The following is an 18914-nucleotide window of genomic DNA, read 5'->3' as shown; positions in this document are numbered from 1 at the left end:
GGCCGTTACTGCACCGGGCAGGCGTACTTTCGGGCCACGTCCATCGCCCGCTGGTTCGCTCCGGGGCCGACGACCCCCTGCGCGGCGAGTTCCAACCCGATGTAGCCGGGAAGTCCGCCTTCGCACGACTGGTGGGCGAGGCGCCAGGCGGTGTCGGGGTTCAAGTTGAACCCGTTGCGCTCCAGACCCTCCATGTAGGTGTCGAACTCTGGGGTGCCCTGCTCCGGTATCGCAGCGGCCGTGGCCGCCAGACATACCGCCGTAGCCATCGCTGCGAACAGCGCTGCCACTACACGTCTCATGGTCCTTCTCCTGCAGATGCGTCCGGTCGGGGTGTCGCTACACGGTTGCACACTCCACCGACACAGACCAACGGAACGGTTTAGTTGGCTGGGGTGGAGTGGCGCGGGGTCGGGCCGCCCCGGATGGTCTTAGACTGACCAGGTGCCGAAGCTGCAGCTGGTAGGGGACCCGCCTGCGGATGCGTTGCTGAGCGCTGACCCGTTCGCGCTGCTGGTCGGAATGTTGCTGGATCAGCAGATTCCGATGGAGGTCGCGTTCGCCGGCCCGAAGAAGATCGCTGACCGGATGGGCGGGCTGGACCCGCACGACATCGCCGAGCGCGATCCGGAGGAATTCGCAGCGTTGTTCGCCGAAAGGCCTGCGGTACACCGATTTCCGGGGTCGATGGCGGCCCGGGTCCAAGCGCTCGCCAAGGCGGTGGTCGATCAGTACGGCGGCGACACGACCGCATTGTGGACGGTCGGTGACCCCGATGGCGCCGAGGTGTTGAAGCGCCTCAAGGCACTGCCCGGCTACGGCGAGCAGAAGGCCCGAATCTTTCTGGCGCTGCTGGGCAAGCAATACGGCGTGACCCCGTCGGGATGGCGGGAGGCCGCCGGGGCATACGGTGAGGCTGGAACACATCTGTCGATCGCGGACGTCGTGGATGCGTCGTCGCTACAGCAGGTGCGGTCCACCAAGAAGGCGCAGAAGTTGGCTGCAAAGCAGGCCCGGGAAACAAAGGGAAAGGCGGCGACGTGAAAACTCACCTGAACTGTCCGTGTGGCGAGGCGATGACGGGCAAAGACGAAGACGACCTGGTCGTGGTGGTGCAGAAGCACCTCGCCGATGTGCACCCCGGCATGGAGTACGACCGGGACGCCATCTTGTTCATGGCCTACTGACGCCGCCGTCGGGTCCTGCGACGCAGGACGGTCACGAGGCCCGCGACCACCACGATCACCGGGAGCCAGGGCAGTAGGAAACCGGCGATCGAGATCAGGCCGTGGGTGAACGACAGCAGGGCGTGCCAGCCGTGACGAACCGATGCGACGAATCCGGGGGCCGGCGACTCGAACTCGGAGGCCAGCGAAACGGTGAGCGTCGCGTCGCTGATCTGGTCGCCGAGCTGGGCGCGCTGGGCCCGCAGACTGTCGAGGTCGGCCTGCCGCGACGTCAGCTCCTTCTCGGCCTGCAGTAGATCGGCCGTGGTGGCGGCGGACTTCATCAGCGTGGTCAATCGGTCCACCGACGCCTGCAACGCAGCGACCCGCGCATCGAGGTCGACGCGTTGGCTGGTGACGTCGTCGTGCCGCACGGCGAGCGACGAGACATCCCCCAGTTGCTTTGCGCTGTCGAGGAATTCATCGACCTTTGCGGAGGGGATACGCACGGTCAGCTCGGCGGTGCGGGACTGACCCGGCGTCGTGCTTTCGGTGCGGTCATCGACGCGGCCGCCGAGTCTGGTGGCCAGCTCGATGAGTCGGTCCACCGATGCGCCGACGTCGGTCACCGCGATGTTGAGGCTGCCCGTGGTCACGATGTCCCGGTGCAGGTCCTGTTGCAGTGGCTGATCCGGCGGGCTCATCGGCGCTGGCGCGGAGACCGCGGCACCGGAGGCCGACCGTTCCGCCGGCGTCCGTTCCCCGGCGCAACCGCTGACCGCCAGCAGCACCATCGCAGCCAAGCCGATCAACAACGTCCACGGTGCCGACGGGCGCGGGACGGTCATGGCCACCACCTTATCGCCGGTCAGACTGGATCGACGCGGAACAATCCGCCGGTCAGGGCACCACCGTCGAACCGATGGTGGGCAGGAAGTTGCACTGGTGGTCCTTGGTGCTGACCTGACCGAAGATCGTCGACATGACGCTGCCCGAGCCGGTGTCGACGATCGCGGTCAGCGTCGTCGGCCCCTCGGGGTTGATGTCAGTGCGCGGCTGCAAGGTGGCGCTGCCGGATTTGCCGGTGGTCAGGTTCACCCAACTGACGTTCAGCGGCAGCTTCTGCGTCTCGGCGGGCCCGGGGGTGCCGACGGCGGTGAACACGTAGGCGGTCTGGCCGGGCTTGGGGCCGGGGGTCGGAATCGTGGCCGGGCCGGCCACCGACAGCGCGGTGGCGATGACAGTGCCGCCGTCGGCCAGGCAGTTCTGGCCGATGGACGGGTACATGAAGTCCTGGGTCGGCGGGGCGTCCGGGCCGAATCCGGGGTTGGCCGCCGTCGCCGCGTCGGGTGCCGCAGCGGCGGCCGCGGCTTCGGCCATCTCGGGGGATACGGGCAGGGCCTCGGCGGGCGCGGGCACGGCTTCGGGCGCGTTCAGTGCGGCCTGGGGAACCGGTCCCACCGACTTGGCCGGGTCGATGCCGCTGGGCAGGTGGGCCACCAGCCCGGGTTCGGAGCCGGCCGTCGGCACGTGATTGCTCGGCAATGCCTCGGGCGGCGACTGGACGAACTGTGCCACCGAGTCGGCCACCTGCCGGGAGCTGGCGGGCGCGTTGGAGTTTCCGGTGAATGCGGCGGCCGCGGCCATCAGCAGCGAGGTTGCCCCGGCGGGGTCGGCGGCGGCCTGCTGGATCACCGGGCTCAACTGCTCGATTGCGGGCAGCCCGGGGAATCCGGCGGTGGGCGGCGGCAGCGCCGGCATGGCCGGGTCGGCCATGGGGACCCCGCCGACGGCGCCGAACACCAGCACGGCCGACGATCCGGCTGCGACGGCCGCCCTGGCGGCGGCGGCACGCTGCGTCTCGAAAAACGGCGTGGCGAACAGCATCTGGAGGCGCGACATGACTTCCCCAATTCGTCGGCGGTGGCTTCCTGAAAACTGAAGCTAGCCTGTTGCTGCTGAGGCTCAAGTGACACGTGTGTCATTTATGGAACCGTTACGGACCCGAACCGCGCCGGTGATCTGGCGGCCGTTCGATAAAGTCGTGCCGGTAGACACCACCCTCGACACCCCGCCTGCGCGTTCGCTGACGAATCGCCTGACCGCGTGGGCCCCATGGCTGCTGGCGGTCAGCATTGCGGCGCGACTCGCCTGGACCTACCTAACCCCGCACGGCGCCAACTTCGTCGACCTGCACGTCTACATCAACGGCGCGGCCGCGCTGGCCCACCCCGGCACGCTGTATGACTACGTCTACGCCGACCAGACCCCGGACTTCCCGCTGCCCTTCACCTACCCGCCGTTCGCGGCGGTGGTGTTCTACCCGCTGCATTTCCTACCGTTCGGGCTGGTTGCGCTCCTGTGGCAGATCGGCACAATGGCCGCACTGTATGGCGTGCTGCGGCTGTGCCAGCGGCTGCTGGGCCAACCGTCAGCCGAGGCTCGGGTCGCGATGTTGTGGACGGCGGCCGGGATCTGGACCGAACCGTTGCGCAGCACCTTCGACTACGGCCAGATCAACGTGATCCTGGTGCTGGCGGTGCTTTATGCGGTCTACAGCCGGCGATGGTGGGTGTCGGGGCTGTTGGTCGGGCTGGCCGCCGGGGTGAAGCTGACCCCGGCGATCGCCGGGGTCTATCTGGCCGGGGCCCGGCGCTGGGCCGCCGCGGTGTTCTCGGCCGTCGTCTTCGCCGGCACCATTGCGGTGTCGGTGTGGGCCACTGGCGATCAAGCCCGCCGCTACTTCACCGAACTACTCGGTGACGCCCACCGGGTAGGTCCGATCGGAACGTCGTTCAACCAGTCCTGGCGGGGCGGGATCTCCCGCATCCTTGGACACGACGCCGGCTACAGCCTCCCGGTGCTGATCGCGATCGGTGTCACCGCGATGCTGGCGGTGCTCGCCTGGCGGGCGCTGAACGGTACTCCCGCCGGACCCGATCCCCTGGGGTCGTTGCTGGTGGTCGAGCTGTTCGGACTGCTGGCATCACCCATCTCCTGGACCCATCACTGGGTCTGGCTGCTGCCGCTGATGATCTGGCTGTTCTACGGGCCCCGCTCGGGTTGCCGCGGCGCCCGCATCCTGGGCTGGGTCTGGCTCGCACTGACCCTCATCGGCGTGCCGTGGCTGCTGAGCTTCTTCCAGCCGACGATCTGGGAAGCCGGCCGGCCCTGGTACCTGGCCTGGGCCGGGCTGGTCTACATCGTCGGCGCGCTAGCCACCTTGGGCTGGATGGCGACCACGCGGGTCACGTCGCCAGAATCCGGTTGATCTCACCCGCCATCGCCACATCCTTATCGGTGATCCCGCCTTCGGAGTGCGTGACCAGCACGAACGTCACGGTGCGCCAGCGGATGTCGATATCGGGGTGGTGATCGGCCGCTTCGGCACGTTCGGCCACCCGACGCACCGCGTCGATCCCGTCCAGAAACGAGCCGAACTTGACCGAGAGCCGCAGCGCCCCGTCGGCGTGCTCCCAGAGGTCGGGCAGCGTTGCGTTCACCTGATCGTCAGTCAACAAAGTCATACCCGACGGTAGGACGGTATAGCCTCACACGCCATGTCACCCCAGATCGTCGTCGCCGGAGCCGTCCTCGCCGAATCGGTGGCCGGGCGCACGGTGCTGATCGCGCAGCGGCGTCACCCGCCGGAGCTGGCCGGTCGCTGGGAACTGCCCGGCGGCAAGGTCATGCCCGGTGAGAGTGAATCCGCCGCGCTGGCCCGCGAACTCAGCGAAGAGCTGGGCCTGGATCCTGAAGCGATCACCGTGGGAGAACGACTCGGTGCGGACGTGGTGCTAAATCCGCAGATGACGATGCGCGCCTACCTTGTCATCCTCATCCGCGGCGAACCGCGCCCAGATGATCATCAAGCCCTGCGCTGGGTGACCGCTGTGCAACTGGGCGACGTTGACTGGGTACCTGCTGATCGTGCTTGGCTGCCGGAGCTGGCTCGGGCACTCTGGTGAGAAGCCTCTGTTAAATCTTGCCGACGGATTTGCTCGTTGAGCGATATATCCCGCTACGCTGGTGTTTCGGGCTCGATTGTGTGCTGCGGGGGCTCCGAACTGCAATCCGTCGGACCGCGGCGACCCGCGAAGGAGAATCGGTGATGACACGCGCAGCGCGACCGCCCACCACGGGAATCGGCGGCCCGCTCGAGGAACTCCTGGAGCGCAGCGGCCGGTTTTTCACCCCGGGCCAGATGTCGCCGGACCTGCGCACCGTCACCCGCCGGGGCGGGCGTGAGGCCGACATCTTCTACCGGGACCGCTGGAGCCACGACAAGGTGGTCCGGTCCACTCACGGGGTCAACTGCACCGGATCGTGCTCCTGGAAGATCTTCGTCAAGGACGGCATCATCACCTGGGAGAACCAGGCCACCGACTACCCCACGGTGGGGCCGGACCGACCCGAATACGAGCCCCGCGGCTGCCCGCGCGGCGCCTCGTTCTCCTGGTACTCCTACTCGCCGACCCGGGTGCGCTACCCCTACGGCCGCGGGGTGCTGGTCGAGATGTTCCGGGAGGCCAAGGCGCGCCTGGGCGACCCGGTGCTGGCCTGGGCGGACATCCAGGCCGACCCCGAGCGTCGCCGGCGCTACCAGCAGGCCCGCGGCATGGGCGGGCTGGTCCGGGTGAGCTGGGCCGAAGCCACCGAGATGATCGCCGCCGCCCACGTGCACACCATCAAGACCTACGGCCCGGACCGGGTCGCGGGATTCTCCCCGATTCCGGCGATGTCGATGGTGTCGTTCGCCGCCGGGTCACGCTTCATCCAGCTGCTCGGCGGGGTGATGACGTCCTTCTACGACTGGTACGCCGACCTGCCGGTCGCCTCGCCCCAGGTATTCGGCGACCAGACCGATGTCCCAGAATCCGGCGACTGGTGGGACGCGGCCTACCTGATGATGTGGGGCTCCAATGTCCCGATCACCCGCACGCCCGACGCGCACTGGATGGCCGAGGTCCGCTACCGCGGCACCAAGGTCGTCACCGTCAGCCCGGACTATGCCGACAACACCAAGTTCGCCGACGAGTGGATGCCGTGTGCGGCCGGCACCGACGGCGCGCTGGCCATGGCGATGGGCCACGTCATCCTCACCGAGTGCTACGTCAAGCAGGAGGTGCCGTTCTTCACCGACTACGTGCGCCGCTACACCGACCTGCCGTTTCTGATCAAGCTGGAGGAGCGCGACGGTCGGTTGGTTCCCGGCAAGAACCTGACCGCCGCCGACCTAGGCGGGGACCTTGCGGAGGTCGAGAACGCAGCGTTCAAGCCGGCCCTACTGGATGAGGCCACCGACAGTGTGGTGGTACCGCACGGCTCTTTGGGTTTCCGCTGGGGCGACGACGGCATGGGCAAGTGGAACCTGGACCTCGGCGATCTGCGGCCGGCGTTGACCGTCAAGAACCCGAAGTTCCTCAACGGCGATCAGCCCGCCGCACTGGTCTCGATGCCCGGCTTCGACACCGTGACCGGTCATGGCACCGTCGTCGAGCGCGGGGTGCCGGTGCGTCAGGTCGGCGAGCACCTGGTCTGCACGGTGTTCGACCTGATGCTGGCCAACTATTCGGTGCGCCGGCCCTGGCTGCCCGGCGAATGGCCGACCGGCTACGACGACGACACGCAGGTCAACACCCCGGCGTGGCAGGAGTCGATCACCGGTGTCTCAGCCTCGCAGGCGATCCGGATCGCCCGTGAATTCGCCCGCAACGCAGAAGAATCCGGCGGCCGGTCGATGATCATCATGGGCAGCGGCATCTGCCAATGGTTCCACGGTGACGCCACCTACCGGGCGGTGCTCGCGTTGCTCATGCTCACCGGTTCGATGGGACGCAACGGCGGCGGCTGGGCGCACTACGTCGGCCAGGAGAAGGTGCGTCCGCTGACCGGGTGGCAGACCATGGCTGCGGGCAACGACTGGTCGCGGCCACCGCGCCAGGTGCCGGGCACCTCCTACTGGTATGCCCACACCGACCAGTGGCGTTATGACGCCTATGGCGCGGAGAAGCTGACCACGCCGCTGGGGCGCGGCCGATTCGACGGCCGACACACCATGGACATCCTGGCGTCGGCGACCGCGATGGGCTGGAGTCCGTTCTATCCCCAGTTCGACCGGTCCAGCCTGGATGTCGCCGACGAGGCCAGCACCGCCGGCCGCGATGCGGGCGAGTACGTCGCCGAGCAACTGGCCGCCGGTGACCTGAAGCTGTCGGTCACCGATCCGGACAACCCGGTCAACTGGCCGCGTGTGCTCACGGTGTGGCGGGCCAACCTCATCGGCGCCTCCGGTAAGGGCGGGGAGTACTTCCTCAAGCACCTACTGGGCACCGACGCCAGCGTGATGGGCGAGCCGCCCGCCGGTGGGGTGAAACCGGCCGACGTGCGCTGGGACCGTGACATCCCCGAGGGCAAGCTCGATCTGCTCATGTCGATCGACTTCCGGATGACCTCGACCACGCTGATGTCCGACATCGTGCTGCCGGCGGCGACCTGGTACGAGAAGGCCGACCTGTCCTCGACCGACATGCACCCCTACGTGCACTCGTTCAGCGCGGCGATCGACCCGCCCTGGGAGACCCGCAGCGACTACGACGCATTCGGCGCGATTGCCCGGACGTTCAGCGCGTTGGCGGTTAAGCATCTGGGCGTCCGCAACGACGTCGTGCTCACCGCGATGCAGCACGACACCGCGGATGCGATGGCCTACCCCGACGGCACCGAACGCGACTGGCTGCGCAGCAGCGAGACACCGATTCCCGGCAAGACAATGCCCAAAGTGACTGTGGTGGAGCGTGATTACACCGCGATCGGGGACAAGTGGCAGTCACTTGGCCCGCTGGTGGACACCTTGGGGCTGACCACCAAGGGCTACACCGTGTTTCCGCACGAAGAGGTCGAGGAATTGGCCGCCAAGTTCGGGGTGATGACATCCGGCGCCGGCACCGGTCGCCCCGCGCTCACCACCGCGACCCGGATGGCCGACACCGTGCTGGCGCTGTCGGGTACCACCAACGGCCGGATCGCGACGGAGGGCTTCCGGGCACTGGAGAAACGCACCGGCCGGCGACTGGCGCACCTGTCCGAGGGCAGCGAGGAGAAGCGGATCACCTACGCCGACACCCAGGCGCGGCCAGTGCCGGTGGTCACCAGCCCGGAGTGGTCCGGCAGCGAGACCGGCGGACGGCGCTACGCCCCGTTCACGATCAACATCGAATGCCTCAAGCCGTTCCACACCCTGACCGGCCGGATGCACTTCTACACCGCGCACGATTGGATCGAGGAACTCGGCGAACACCTGCCGATCTACCGCCCGCCGCTGGACATGGCACGGCTGTTCGATGCCCCCGAGCTCGGCGAGACCGGTGACGGTATCGGGATCACCGTGCGGTACCTGACGCCGCACTCGAAGTGGTCGTTCCACTCCACCTACCAGGACAACCTGTACATGCTGTCGCTGTCGCGCGGTGGCCCCACCATGTGGATGAGCCCGGGCGACGCCGCGAAAATCGGTGTCAAGGACAACGATTGGATCGAAGCGGTCAACGTCAACGGCGTGTTCGTCGGCCGGGCGATCGTCAGCCAGCGGATGCCGGACGGGGTGGTGTTCGTCTACCACGTGCAGGAGCGCACCGTTGACACCCCGCGGGCCGAGACCAACAACAAGCGCGGCGGCACCCACAACTCGTTGACCAGGATCCGCGTCAAGCCCAGCCATCTTGCCGGCGGCTACGGCCAGCACGCGTTCGCGTTCAACTACCTGGGGCCCACCGGCAATCAGCGCGACGAGGTCACGGTGGTGCGGCGCCGCAGCCAGGACGTGAGGTATTAAGCGATGAAAGTAATGGCGCAGATGGCCATGGTGATGAACCTGGACAAATGCATCGGATGCCACACCTGCTCGGTGACCTGCAAGCAGACCTGGACCAACCGCGAGGGAACCGAGTACGTCTGGTTCAACAATGTCGAAACCCGGCCCGGCGGTGGATATCCGCGGACCTACGAAGACCAGAGTCGGTGGAAGGGCGGCTGGACGCTGGACAAAAAGGGCCGGTTGCGGCTGCTGGCCGGCGGCCGGCTGCACAAGCTGCTGAACATCTTCGCCAACCCCAACCTGCCTGGCTTGAAGGACTACTACGAGCCCTGGACCTACGACTACGAGAACCTCACCGCTGCGCCGCTGGGGGACACCATTCCGGTTGCGGCGCCGAAGAGTTCGATCACCGGCGAGCCGATGAAGATCGAGTGGGGGCCCAACTGGGATGACAATCTCGCTGGGGCGCCGGAGACTCTGGTCAACGACCCGATCCTGGCGAAGGTCAGTGACCAGGTCAAAAGCGAGCTCGAAGAGACCTTCATGTTCTACCTGCCGCGGATCTGTGAGCATTGCCTGAATCCGTCGTGCGTGGCGTCGTGTCCGACCGGGGCTATCTACAAGCGCGAAGAAGACGGCATCGTGCTGGTCGACCAGGACCGCTGTCGTGGCTGGCGGCTGTGCGTGTCGGGATGTCCGTACAAGAAGGTGTACTTCAACCACAAGACCGGCAAGGCCGAGAAGTGCCATTTCTGTTATCCGCGTATCGAAGTCGGCCTGCCGACGGTGTGCTCGGAGACCTGCGTCGGCCGGCTGCGTTACATCGGCCTGGTGCTCTACGACGTCGACAAGGTGCTCGAAGCGGCTTCGGTCGACAACGACACCGACTTGTACGAGGCGCAGTGCGGTGTGTTCCTGGACCCGACTGACCCGCAGGTGATCGCGGGCGCACGTGCCGAGGGGATCTCCGATGCCTGGATCGAGGCCGCGCAGCGTTCGCCGATCTACGCGTTGATCAACACCTACAAAGTGGCGTTGCCGCTGCATCCCGAATACCGGACCATGCCGATGGTCTGGTACATCCCACCGTTGTCGCCGGTGGTCGACGCTGTCAGCCGCGACGGGCACGACGGTGAAGACCTGGGCAACCTGTTCGGGGCCCTTGCCGCGCTGCGAATTCCGATGAGCTACCTCGCCGAGCTGTTCACCGCTGGTGACACCGGCGTGGTCGAGGATGTGCTGCGCCGGCTGGCGGCGATGCGCTCCTACATGCGTGACATCAGCCTGGGCCGCGAGACCCAACCGCACATACCCGCCTCGGTCGGCATGACCGAGGAACAGATGTACAACATGTACCGGCTGCTTGCGATCGCGAAATACGAAGAGCGCTACGTGATCCCGACCGCCTACAGTCAGCAGGCACACGACCTCGAACACCTGGGCTGCTCGATCACCGGCGGACCCGAGGCGTATGAGGAGGATCCTTTCGTCGGCGCCGATGACGTCGCGAAGTCGTCATTCCATCTGGTCGAGAACGGTCACGCGCAGCGGCCGCGGGGCCGGACCAACTTGCTCAACTGGGGTGGCGGCGAGCGGGCCGTGCCGGAGATGTTCCCGGAGCATCAGTGAAGCGATTCATTCATTCGTTGCGTCGTCAGGCCGGCGGACCCGCGGACCGGGCGGTCTGGCAGGCGGCATCGCTGCTGCTGTGCTACCCCGACGAGCAACTGCCTCAGCGGCTCGACACCGCCGAGGCGCTGCTCGCCCACGCCGACGCGCCGGCGGCTAATCTGTTGCGGCGCACGGTCACCGCGCTGCGCGCAGCTGACCCGATGGCGGCCGCCGTGGACTATGTCGAAACCTTCGATATGCGGCGACGCTCGACGATGTTTCTGACCTACTGGACCGGTGGTGACACCCGTAACCGAGGGATGCAGATGCTGGCCTTCGCCACCGCCTACCGCGAGGCCGGCGCCGAACCGCCGTTGGCCGAGGCGCCTGACCACCTGCCGGTGGTTCTGGAGTTTGCCGCGTCAGTAGATCCGCAGGCCGGTCGTCGGCTGCTGCTGGCGCACCGCACGCCGATCGACGTGCTGCACCGTGCATTGAGCGAAGCGGGTTCGCCGTATGCCTTCGCTGTAGCGGCGGTGTGCGAGACGCTCCCGGCGGCAACGGATCAGGAGGTGCGCAACGTGAGAGAGCTGATGGCGTCCGGGCCACCAGCGGAAGCTGTTGGACTGCAGCCGTTCACGGCAGCCGTTTCGCTCGGGATGCCGAAGGTGCCGACCCGATGACGCAAGTCACTCTCATCAGCCCTGCGGAGCTGTGGTGGGACATCGTGCCGTACTTCGTGCTGGCGATCGCGGGCGTCGCGACCTGGTGGCGGTACAAGTACGACAAGTTCGGCTGGACCACCCGCTCGTCGCAGCTGTATGAGTCCAAGCTGTTGCGGATCGGCAGCCCGATGTTCCATTTCGGCAGCTTCGTGGTGATCGCGGGGCACATCATGGGACTCTTCGTCCCGGAGTCCTGGACCCGAGCGCTGGGAATGAGCGATCGGGTCTACCACCTGCAGGCGCTGATCCTGGGCCTGCCCGCGGGCATCGCCACCTTGATCGGTGTCGGGCTGCTGATCTATCGGCGCCGCACCGAGCGCTCGGTGTTCAAGGCCACCAGCGTCAACGACAAGCTGATGTATGCGGTGCTGGTGTGTGCGCTGGTGGTCGGGATGAGCTGCACCTTGATGGGCACCACCGCGTACGGGGAGGCACACGACTACCGCGAGACCGTGTCGGTCTGGTTCCGCTCGATCTGGACGCTCGATCCTCGCGGCGATTTGATGCTTCAGGCGCCGCTGTATTTCCAGGTCCACGTCATGATTGCATTGACTTTGTTCGCGCTCTGGCCGTTCACTCGTCTGGTGCACGCGTTCAGCGCGCCGATCGGTTATCTGTTTCGGCCGTACATCGTCTATCGCAGCCGCGACGTCGCAAGGAGGAATCAGCCGATGGGTTCACGACCGCAACGGAGGGGCTGGTGAGACTCCGCGCGGCGCTGCTGGGCGCACTCGGCTGTGTCTGCTTCGCGGCGCCGGCCCATGCCGATCCCTCGGAGACCGATACCGCTTTCCTGGTGTCGCTGCGGGCGGCCGGAATCACCTACAACAACGCTGACCAGGCCATCATCACCGCGAAATTGGTGTGCGGCCTGATCGCCGAGGGCAAGCCGAGCCCGGATGTGTTGGACGGCCTCAAGGCCCGCAACCCCGGATTGACGACTGAGCATGGCACCCAGTTCGTGGGAATCGCCGCCCAGCTGTACTGCCCGGATCAGCTGGTGCCCAACGGCGCCTAGGAGCACCCATGAAGGTCGTGATTCCCGAGTGGATGACGTCGATCTACGAAAACTTTCACTACGCGCCCGCCGTACCCGGCGTGGACAGCCGTCGGGATCTCCGAGTTGGCTATCCCGGGAGCGGTGGTTGAAATCCGGATCACCGCCCAGCTGAGCTGAGCTACGCGCGCCCGCGGTGGTCGGCATAAAGTTACAGACGTGCCACTGCCTGACGACGTCTATGCTCGGCTGCTTGCGTTCCGCACGCGGCTGCGGCGCTTTGAGCGGTGGAGCGCCGACCAGGCGCAAGCGGCCGGACTCACCCCCGCGCAGCACCAGTTGCTGCTGGCGGTGCGCGGCCACAGCGACTCGCGGGGGCCGACCGTCGGCGACGTCGCCGACTACCTGCTGTTGCGCCACCACAGTGCTGGAGAACTGATCCAGCGGGCCGAAGCGGCCGGCTTGGTCACCCGGGTCCGCGACAGTGGCGACCAGCGGGTGATCCGGCTGCAGCTCACCGAAACGGCTGCGCAGTGCCTGCAATCGTTGACCGAACTGCACCTCAAGGAGCTCGAGAGGTTCTCCGCGGAGTCCCCCCTTGGGCTGTGACGTGGCTTTCACGTTTTCGCGATTGACAGGGTGCGCTGGCAGAATCGCCCGGTGAACTTTCGTAACGTCGCCATCGTCGCGCACGTAGACCACGGCAAGACGACTCTGGTCGACGCCATGCTCCGCCAGTCCGGCGCCCTCTCGCACCGCGGTGATGACGACAAAGAGCGCATCATGGACTCCGGTGACCTGGAGCGGGAAAAGGGCATCACGATCCTGGCCAAGAACACGGCCGTGCATCGCCACAACCCCGACGGAACCGTCACCGTCATCAACGTGATCGACACCCCGGGCCACGCCGACTTCGGTGGCGAGGTGGAGCGCGGGCTGTCCATGGTCGACGGCGTGGTCCTGCTGGTCGACGCGTCGGAGGGGCCGCTGCCGCAGACCCGGTTCGTGCTGCGCAAGGCGCTGGCCGCGCACCTGCCGGTGATCCTGGTGGTCAACAAGACCGACCGGCCCGACGCCCGCATTGCCGAGGTGGTCGACGCCAGCCACGACCTGCTGCTCGACGTGGCCAGCGATCTCGACGACGACGCGCAGGCCGCGGCCGAACACGCTCTCGGATTGCCGACGCTGTACGCATCCGGCCGGGCCGGGGTGGCCAGCACCACCGCGCCCGCCGACGGCCAGGTTCCGGACGGCCACAATCTCGACCCGCTGTTCGATGTGCTGCTCGAGCACGTCCCGCCGCCCTCGGGCGACCCGGAGGCACCGCTGCAGGCGCTGGTCACCAACCTCGACGCCTCGCCATTCCTGGGCCGACTCGCCCTGATCCGGATCTACAACGGCCGCATCCGCAAGGGCCAGCAGGTCGCCTGGATGCGTGAGGTCGCCGGCGAACCGGTGACCACCACCGTGAAAATCACCGAACTGCTGGTCACTGAGGGGGTCGAACGCACCCCGACGGAGGAAGCGGCGGCCGGGGATATCGTGGCGGTCGCCGGGATCAGCGACATCATGATCGGTGACACCCTGGCCGATCTGGCCGCTCCGGTCGCGCTGCCGCGCATCACCGTCGACGAACCGGCGATCTCGGTGACGATCGGCACCAACTCCTCGCCGCTGGCGGGCAAGGTCTCCGGCCACAAATTGACCGCGCGGATGGTCAAGTCACGTCTGGACACCGAGCTGATCGGCAACGTGTCGATCCGGGTGGTCGACATCGGCCGTCCCGACGCCTGGGAGGTGCAGGGCCGTGGCGAGCTGGCACTGGCCATCCTGGTCGAGCAGATGCGCCGGGAGGGTTTCGAGCTGACCGTCGGCAAGCCGCAGGTGGTGACGCGCAAGGTCGACGGCAAGGTGCACGAGCCCTTCGAGCACCTGACCGTCGACTGCCCCGAGGAGTACGTCGGCGCCATCACCCAGCTGGCGGCGGCACGCAAGGGCCGGATGACCGAGATGGCCAACCACACCACCGGGTGGGTGCGGATGGAGTTCATCATCCCCAGCCGCGGCCTGATCGGTTGGCGCACGGACTTTCTCACCGAGACCCGCGGCACCGGCATCGCCAACGCGGTGTTCGAGGGCTACCAGCCGTGGGCCGGTGAGATCCGCGCCCGGCACACCGGGTCGCTGGTATCCGACCGGGCCGGGTCCATCACTCCGTTCGCACTGATCCAGTTGGCCGACCGTGGACAGTTCTTCGTCGAGCCGGGCCAGGACACCTACCAGGGCATGGTGGTGGGAATCAATCCGCGGGCCGAGGACCTCGACATCAACGTCACCAAGGAGAAGAAGCTGACCAACATGCGGTCGTCGACGGCCGATGTGATGGAGACGCTAGCCCGTCCGATCGAGCTCGATCTGGAGCAGGCGATGGAATTCTGCGCGGCAGACGAATGCGTGGAGGTCACCCCCGAGGTGGTCCGGGTCCGCAAAGTCGAATTGGACTCGACGCTGCGGGCGCGCAGCCGCTCCCGGGCCAAGAACCTCTAGGGTTGGGCGCGGTTTTGCGCGCTGCTCGACGGTCTTCGCGCCGAAATCGTCGCCCGGATACCCTGGTGGCCGTGCCGAGACCAGCCCACCGCGCCCGCGTCACGGCGGGCGCACTGGTTTCGGTGACGATGCTGGTGCTGACGCAGGCGGCCTCGGCGTGCACGGTCAACCCGCCGCCGGCGCCGCAGAGTACCGAGACACCGAAGAGCTCCGCGCCCCCGCCGCAGCGGATCAGCCAGATCATCATGGGCATCGATTCCATTGGGGCCGGCTTCAATCCCCATCTGCGTTCGGATCTGTCGGCGGTCACCGCGGCGATCAGCGCGCTGGTGCTGCCCAGCGCGTTTCGGCCCATCCCGGACTCCAGTACGCCTACCGGGTCGCGGTGGGAGATGGACCCGACTCTGTTGGTGTCGGCCAAGGTGACTGACGAGGCGCCGTTCACGGTGACCTACCGGATCCGCCCCGAGGCGTCGTGGACCGATAACGCGCCGATCGCCGCCGATGACTTCTGGTACCTGTGGCAGCAGATGGTCACCCAGCCCGGTGTCGTCGATCCGGCGGGCTATGACCTGATCACCGGCGTGCACTCCGTCGAAGGCGGCAAGCAGGTGGTGGTCACCTTCGCCAAGCCGTACCCGGCTTGGCGAGAGCTGTTCAGCAACATCCTTCCGGCGCACATCGTCAAGGACGTGCCCGGCGGCTTCCCGGCCGGCCTGGCCCGGGCACTGCCGGTAACCGGCGGCCAGTTCCGGGTGGAGAACATCGACCCGCAGCGCGACGCGATTCTGCTCGCCCGCAACGACCGCTACTGGGGCCCGCCCGCCAAGCCGGACCTGGTCTTGTTCCGCCGTGCCGGGTCAGCGGCAGCCCTGGCCGACTCCATGCGCAACGGTGACACCCAGGTGGCTCAGGTGCACGGCGGCTCGGCGGCGTTCGCTCAGCTCTCGGTGATCCCGGGCGTGCAGACCACCCGGGTAGTCACGCCCCGAATCATGCAGCTCGCGCTGCGGGCAGCGGAGCCCAAGCTGGCCGATGTGCGGGTGCGCCGGGCCATTCTGGGATTGCTCGATGTCGGCCTGTTGGCCACGGTGGGTGCTGGCAGCGACAACACCGTCACCTTGGACCAGGCCCAGGTCCGTACTCCCAGTGATCCGGGCTATGTGCCCACCGCGCCGCCGGCGATGTCCGAATCGGCCGCGCTGGCGCTGCTGCAGGCGGCTGGCTACCGGGTCGAAAAGGATGCGCCCCCGTCCGCGCTGGTGCCGCCGGCGGGCTCCACCACTGGTGCGCCGCACCCCCCGGAGATCACCCGGGGGCGGATCAGTAAGGGCGGAGAACAGTTGTCGCTGGTCATCGGGGTGGCGGCCAACGATCCGACCTCGCTGGCCGTGGCCAACACCGCTGCAGACCAATTGCGCAACGTCGGTGTTGCCGCCACGGTGCTCGCGCTGGACCCGGTGAAGCTCTACCGGGAAGCGCTCGTCACCCATCAGGTCGATGCGATCGTCGGCTGGCAGCAGGCCGGCGGCGATCTGGCGACGCTGCTGGCATCGCGTTACGGCTGCGGTGCACTGACTCCTACAACTGTGCCCACCTCGGTCAGCCCGGCGCCTTCGACGACTCCGGCCCTGCCGTCCCCGGCGCCCGCGCCGGCCACGCCCACGCCGACCTCGAAGGTGCCGCCGCGCTTCTCGGCGCCGGGGGCGTTGGTACAGGCTCCGTCGAACATCACCGGCGTCTGCGACCATGCCATCCAGGCCGAAATCGACACGGCCCTTGAGGGCAGCAAATCCATCGGCGAGGTGATCGCCGCTGTCGAACCCCGGCTGTGGAATATGGCGACGGTGCTGCCGATCCTGCAGGACACCACGATCGTGGCCGTTGGCCCGAGTGTGACCAACGTCAGCCTGACCGGGGCAGTGCCGGTGGGCATCGTGGGCGAGGCCGGAAACTGGGTCAAGCTGCCCTAGCGGTATGCCACCGGCATTGGGCTTCCCCAGGCTGTTCGGCCACGGGCGAGCAACAGGTGGACGCCAGCCAGAATCGGCATTAACGAACTCTTGCGCACATGCAATTCTTGGGTAGGATTAAGCAAACCTGCGCGGGACTCGTCGGAGGGGGATTGCCCATGGAATACCTCGCTCACCGCTGCGCCACAGTGACGGCCGCAGCTCTGGGTGTCGGCAGCCTGGTCGCAGTGCTGACGTCGATGACCCCGGCCCTGCCCGATGTACAGATTCGCGACATCGACCTGGCCGCGGCAAACGTCGACGTGAGCCCGGGCCTCGACGTCATCGAAAATCACGTCCGCCCGGACATCGCCGGCACCGGCGGCGCCGACGCCCAGGACATCAACCTGGGCTCCCTGCTGTTCGGGAGCGGTGACGATGCCTACGGCGTCGGTTCGACATATAACGCGGGCGGGCTGGACGAGACCGTGTTGAACGAGCTGACCGGGGGCAGCTTCGACCCGCAGAACCTGCCGCTCGGGTTGCCTTTCACACCTGATCTGAGTGGGTTGGAAGCCCAGACGGGCGGAGCGTTGAGCGGCGGGACCGAGCAGACTGCCAACAGTGCCGCGGCAGCCGCGATAAGCAACATGAGCCTCTTCTTGCAGGCGTTCCCCGACCCGCAGCAGACGATGACGGCCGCCGTCATCGCGGTGGAGTCGGGGTTCAACGATGCCCTTGTCGCAGCGCAGCAGGCCGCCGCCGACCGGCTGTTCGGCGACAGTCCCGAGGTCAACGACGTCGTGAATTGGATCTTCAGCCTCAACAACACGGTGTTGGCGCAGAATGAGGCCGCCTTCAACAACCTGTTGGGCGTCAGCTTCGACACCCACGACAGCCTGCTCGGCCACTTCGACCCGGCGATCCTCAACGCCGACTGGACCACCCTGCTCGGGTTCAGCCCCGATGAGTTCAACGAGATCGTCAACGCGATTCAGGGCGACAATCTTGCGCTGCTGTTGGGCAACATCGACTGGGATGGGCTGTTCGGCGGTCTGTTCTGATCGATTTGAGGCCCGCCGATCCGTTCGGCCTACGGCGGTAGGGTTTTGGCGTGTCGGATCCGATTCCCCGGTTGCTGTTCGTGCATGCCCACCCCGATGACGAAACTCTGACCACCGGGGCGACGATCGCCCACTACGCCGCCCGCGGCGCCGAGGTGCATGTGGTGACCTGCACGCTCGGGGAGGAGGGCGAGGTCATCGGGGACCGTTGGGCGCACCTGGCGGTGGATGAGGCCGACCAGTTGGGTGGCTACCGGATCGGTGAGCTGACTGCGGCGCTGCGGGCGCTGGGAGCCGGCCCGCCGCAGTTTCTCGGCGGCGCGGGACGCTGGCGCGACTCGGGGATGACCGGCACCCCGGCGCGGCGACAGCAGCGTTTCATCGACGCCGACGACACCGAGACCGTCGCGGCCCTGGCGGCCATCGTGCGGAAGCTGCGCCCGCACGTGGTCGTCGGCTACGACCCGAACGGTGGGTACGGCCATCCCGACCACATACACGCCCATCACGTCACCACCGCGGCGCTGGCCGCAGCGGCAGCCGGCGCCGAGGGATGGGTCACGCCGAAGTTCTACTGGACGGTGATAGCCGGTAGCGCCAGACGAACCGCCCTGGCAGAACTGCGGGACGCCGATCGGCTGCCGCATTGGGCGACTGCGATCGACGCGCCGGGCGAGCAGGCGGTCGGAGACTTTCCCGACGAGCGGATCGATGCGGTGATCGAGGCCGCCGAGGCTCGCGCGGCCAAGGTGGCCGCGATGAACGCCCACGCCACCCAGCTCACCGTCGGGCCGACCGGCCGGGCGTTCGCGCTGTCGAACAACGTGGTCCAGCCGATCCTGGACGCTGAGCATTACGTCCTGGTCGCCGGGGACCCCGGTCCGCGCGACGCCCGGGGGTGGGAAACCGATCTCCTGGCCGGACTTCAGCTCGGTGACGACGGCCACAAGGTAAGCTCCTGCTGAACAAGATCCTCGATGTAGCGGCAAGGGCTAGGTGGTTAGGCATGGATCCCGATCTGGACCCGAACTTGGAG

General features: G+C 67.3%; 18 protein-coding genes. 14 read left to right on the top strand and 4 right to left on the bottom strand.

The window, feature by feature from the left end; all coding sequences use genetic code 11:
• Window positions 1-5 precede the first annotated feature (5 nt).
• Window positions 6-302, bottom strand: a complete 297-nt coding sequence (locus BN4346_RS41650) for a hypothetical protein (protein ID WP_067975553.1) — start codon at window positions 300-302, stop codon at window positions 6-8.
• A gap of 142 nt (window positions 303-444) precedes the next feature.
• Here BN4346_RS41650 and BN4346_RS41645 point away from each other — a divergent pair, with 142 nt between their 5' ends.
• The gene (locus BN4346_RS41645; RefSeq protein WP_067975546.1) at window positions 445-1044 is read left to right on the top strand and encodes an HhH-GPD-type base excision DNA repair protein; all 600 of its coding nucleotides are present in this window, start codon (window positions 445-447) and stop codon (window positions 1042-1044) included.
• Window positions 1041-1187 carry a DUF1059 domain-containing protein gene (locus BN4346_RS41640; RefSeq protein WP_078058784.1) on the top strand — a complete coding sequence of 49 codons (147 nt, stop codon included), beginning with the start codon at window positions 1041-1043 and terminating at the stop codon, window positions 1185-1187. The genes BN4346_RS41645 and BN4346_RS41640 overlap by 4 nt, the downstream gene beginning before the upstream one ends.
• On the opposite strand, the gene BN4346_RS41635 is transcribed toward BN4346_RS41640, so the two are convergent.
• Both BN4346_RS41635 and BN4346_RS41630 read right to left on the bottom strand, forming a co-directional pair.
• Window positions 1181-2014 carry a DUF4349 domain-containing protein gene (locus tag BN4346_RS41635; protein ID WP_067975543.1) on the bottom strand — a complete coding sequence of 278 codons (834 nt, stop codon included), beginning with the start codon at window positions 2012-2014 and terminating at the stop codon, window positions 1181-1183. The genes BN4346_RS41640 and BN4346_RS41635 overlap by 7 nt on opposite strands.
• A gap of 52 nt (window positions 2015-2066) precedes the next feature.
• A complete protein-coding gene (locus BN4346_RS41630) occupies window positions 2067-3068 on the bottom strand; it encodes an Rv1157c family protein (RefSeq protein WP_235653688.1) in 1002 nt (333 codons plus the stop codon).
• An 85-nt stretch (window positions 3069-3153) separates the two neighbouring features.
• Between BN4346_RS41630 and BN4346_RS41625 the strand changes: the two genes are divergently transcribed.
• Window positions 3154-4437, top strand: coding sequence for a mannosyltransferase (locus BN4346_RS41625; RefSeq protein ID WP_067975542.1), 1284 nt, complete (start codon window positions 3154-3156; stop codon window positions 4435-4437).
• Here the strand turns inward: BN4346_RS41625 and BN4346_RS41620 are convergent.
• Window positions 4415-4693, bottom strand: coding sequence for a 4a-hydroxytetrahydrobiopterin dehydratase (locus BN4346_RS41620; protein ID WP_067975539.1), 279 nt, complete (start codon window positions 4691-4693; stop codon window positions 4415-4417). The genes BN4346_RS41625 and BN4346_RS41620 overlap by 23 nt on opposite strands.
• A gap of 33 nt (window positions 4694-4726) precedes the next feature.
• Between BN4346_RS41620 and BN4346_RS41615 the strand changes: the two genes are divergently transcribed.
• From BN4346_RS41615 to mshB, 11 genes are all read left to right on the top strand, one after another.
• On the top strand, window positions 4727-5134 hold the full coding sequence (locus BN4346_RS41615; protein WP_067975535.1) for a (deoxy)nucleoside triphosphate pyrophosphohydrolase: 408 nt from the start codon (window positions 4727-4729) through the stop codon (window positions 5132-5134).
• 143 nt (window positions 5135-5277) lie between these two features.
• Window positions 5278-9000: a nitrate reductase subunit alpha gene (locus BN4346_RS41610; protein ID WP_067975532.1), complete on the top strand. Its 3723-nt coding sequence runs from the start codon at window positions 5278-5280 to the stop codon at window positions 8998-9000.
• Window positions 9001-9003: 3 nt separating this feature from the next.
• The gene (narH, locus tag BN4346_RS41605; RefSeq protein ID WP_067975529.1) at window positions 9004-10611 is read left to right on the top strand and encodes a nitrate reductase subunit beta; all 1608 of its coding nucleotides are present in this window, start codon (window positions 9004-9006) and stop codon (window positions 10609-10611) included.
• On the top strand, window positions 10608-11276 hold the full coding sequence (gene narJ / locus BN4346_RS41600; RefSeq protein WP_067975527.1) for a nitrate reductase molybdenum cofactor assembly chaperone: 669 nt from the start codon (window positions 10608-10610) through the stop codon (window positions 11274-11276). Before narH ends, narJ begins: the two co-directional genes overlap by 4 nt.
• Window positions 11273-12022 carry a respiratory nitrate reductase subunit gamma gene (narI, locus tag BN4346_RS41595; RefSeq protein ID WP_096867578.1) on the top strand — a complete coding sequence of 250 codons (750 nt, stop codon included), beginning with the start codon at window positions 11273-11275 and terminating at the stop codon, window positions 12020-12022. The genes narJ and narI overlap by 4 nt, the downstream gene beginning before the upstream one ends.
• Window positions 12019-12336 carry a DUF732 domain-containing protein gene (locus BN4346_RS41590; protein ID WP_067975524.1) on the top strand — a complete coding sequence of 106 codons (318 nt, stop codon included), beginning with the start codon at window positions 12019-12021 and terminating at the stop codon, window positions 12334-12336. The genes narI and BN4346_RS41590 overlap by 4 nt, the downstream gene beginning before the upstream one ends.
• Before the next feature lie 198 nt (window positions 12337-12534).
• Window positions 12535-12924: a MarR family winged helix-turn-helix transcriptional regulator gene (locus tag BN4346_RS41585; RefSeq protein ID WP_067975520.1), complete on the top strand. Its 390-nt coding sequence runs from the start codon at window positions 12535-12537 to the stop codon at window positions 12922-12924.
• A gap of 51 nt (window positions 12925-12975) precedes the next feature.
• Window positions 12976-14862 (top strand): translational GTPase TypA, encoded by a 1887-nt coding sequence (gene typA / locus BN4346_RS41580; RefSeq protein WP_067975782.1) that lies wholly within the window; start codon window positions 12976-12978, stop codon window positions 14860-14862.
• A 65-nt stretch (window positions 14863-14927) separates the two neighbouring features.
• Window positions 14928-16835: an ABC transporter family substrate-binding protein gene (locus BN4346_RS41575; RefSeq protein WP_407695115.1), complete on the top strand. Its 1908-nt coding sequence runs from the start codon at window positions 14928-14930 to the stop codon at window positions 16833-16835.
• 158 nt (window positions 16836-16993) lie between these two features.
• Window positions 16994-17878 (top strand): hypothetical protein, encoded by an 885-nt coding sequence (locus BN4346_RS41570; RefSeq protein WP_154677645.1) that lies wholly within the window; start codon window positions 16994-16996, stop codon window positions 17876-17878.
• 50 nt (window positions 17879-17928) lie between these two features.
• Window positions 17929-18843, top strand: a complete 915-nt coding sequence (gene mshB, locus BN4346_RS41565; protein WP_078058782.1) for an N-acetyl-1-D-myo-inositol-2-amino-2-deoxy-alpha-D-glucopyranoside deacetylase — start codon at window positions 17929-17931, stop codon at window positions 18841-18843.
• The last annotated feature ends 71 nt before the right edge of the window (window positions 18844-18914 follow it).

Source organism: Mycolicibacter icosiumassiliensis (assembly GCF_900078685.2).
GTDB classification, from domain to species: Bacteria; Actinomycetota; Actinomycetes; order Mycobacteriales; family Mycobacteriaceae; genus Mycobacterium; species Mycobacterium icosiumassiliensis.
This window is presented reverse-complemented; position numbering and strand designations above follow the sequence as displayed.

What these genes read in the sequence shown, in the direction of transcription:
- BN4346_RS41650 (WP_067975553.1), bottom strand. Translation starts at nt 302, where the DNA reads ATGAGACGTGTAGTGGCAGCGCTGTTCGCAGCGATGGCTACGGCGGTA.
- BN4346_RS41635 (WP_067975543.1), bottom strand. Translation starts at nt 2,014, where the DNA reads ATGACCGTCCCGCGCCCGTCGGCACCGTGGACGTTGTTGATCGGCTTG.
- BN4346_RS41630 (WP_235653688.1), bottom strand. Translation starts at nt 3,068, where the DNA reads ATGTCGCGCCTCCAGATGCTGTTCGCCACGCCGTTTTTCGAGACGCAG.
- BN4346_RS41625 (WP_067975542.1), top strand. Translation starts at nt 3,154, where the DNA reads ATGGAACCGTTACGGACCCGAACCGCGCCGGTGATCTGGCGGCCGTTC.
- BN4346_RS41620 (WP_067975539.1), bottom strand. Translation starts at nt 4,693, where the DNA reads ATGACTTTGTTGACTGACGATCAGGTGAACGCAACGCTGCCCGACCTC.
- BN4346_RS41615 (WP_067975535.1), top strand. Translation starts at nt 4,727, where the DNA reads ATGTCACCCCAGATCGTCGTCGCCGGAGCCGTCCTCGCCGAATCGGTG.
- BN4346_RS41610 (WP_067975532.1), top strand. Translation starts at nt 5,278, where the DNA reads ATGACACGCGCAGCGCGACCGCCCACCACGGGAATCGGCGGCCCGCTC.
- narH (WP_067975529.1), top strand. Translation starts at nt 9,004, where the DNA reads ATGAAAGTAATGGCGCAGATGGCCATGGTGATGAACCTGGACAAATGC.
- narI (WP_096867578.1), top strand. Translation starts at nt 11,273, where the DNA reads ATGACGCAAGTCACTCTCATCAGCCCTGCGGAGCTGTGGTGGGACATC.
- BN4346_RS41570 (WP_154677645.1), top strand. Translation starts at nt 16,994, where the DNA reads ATGGAATACCTCGCTCACCGCTGCGCCACAGTGACGGCCGCAGCTCTG.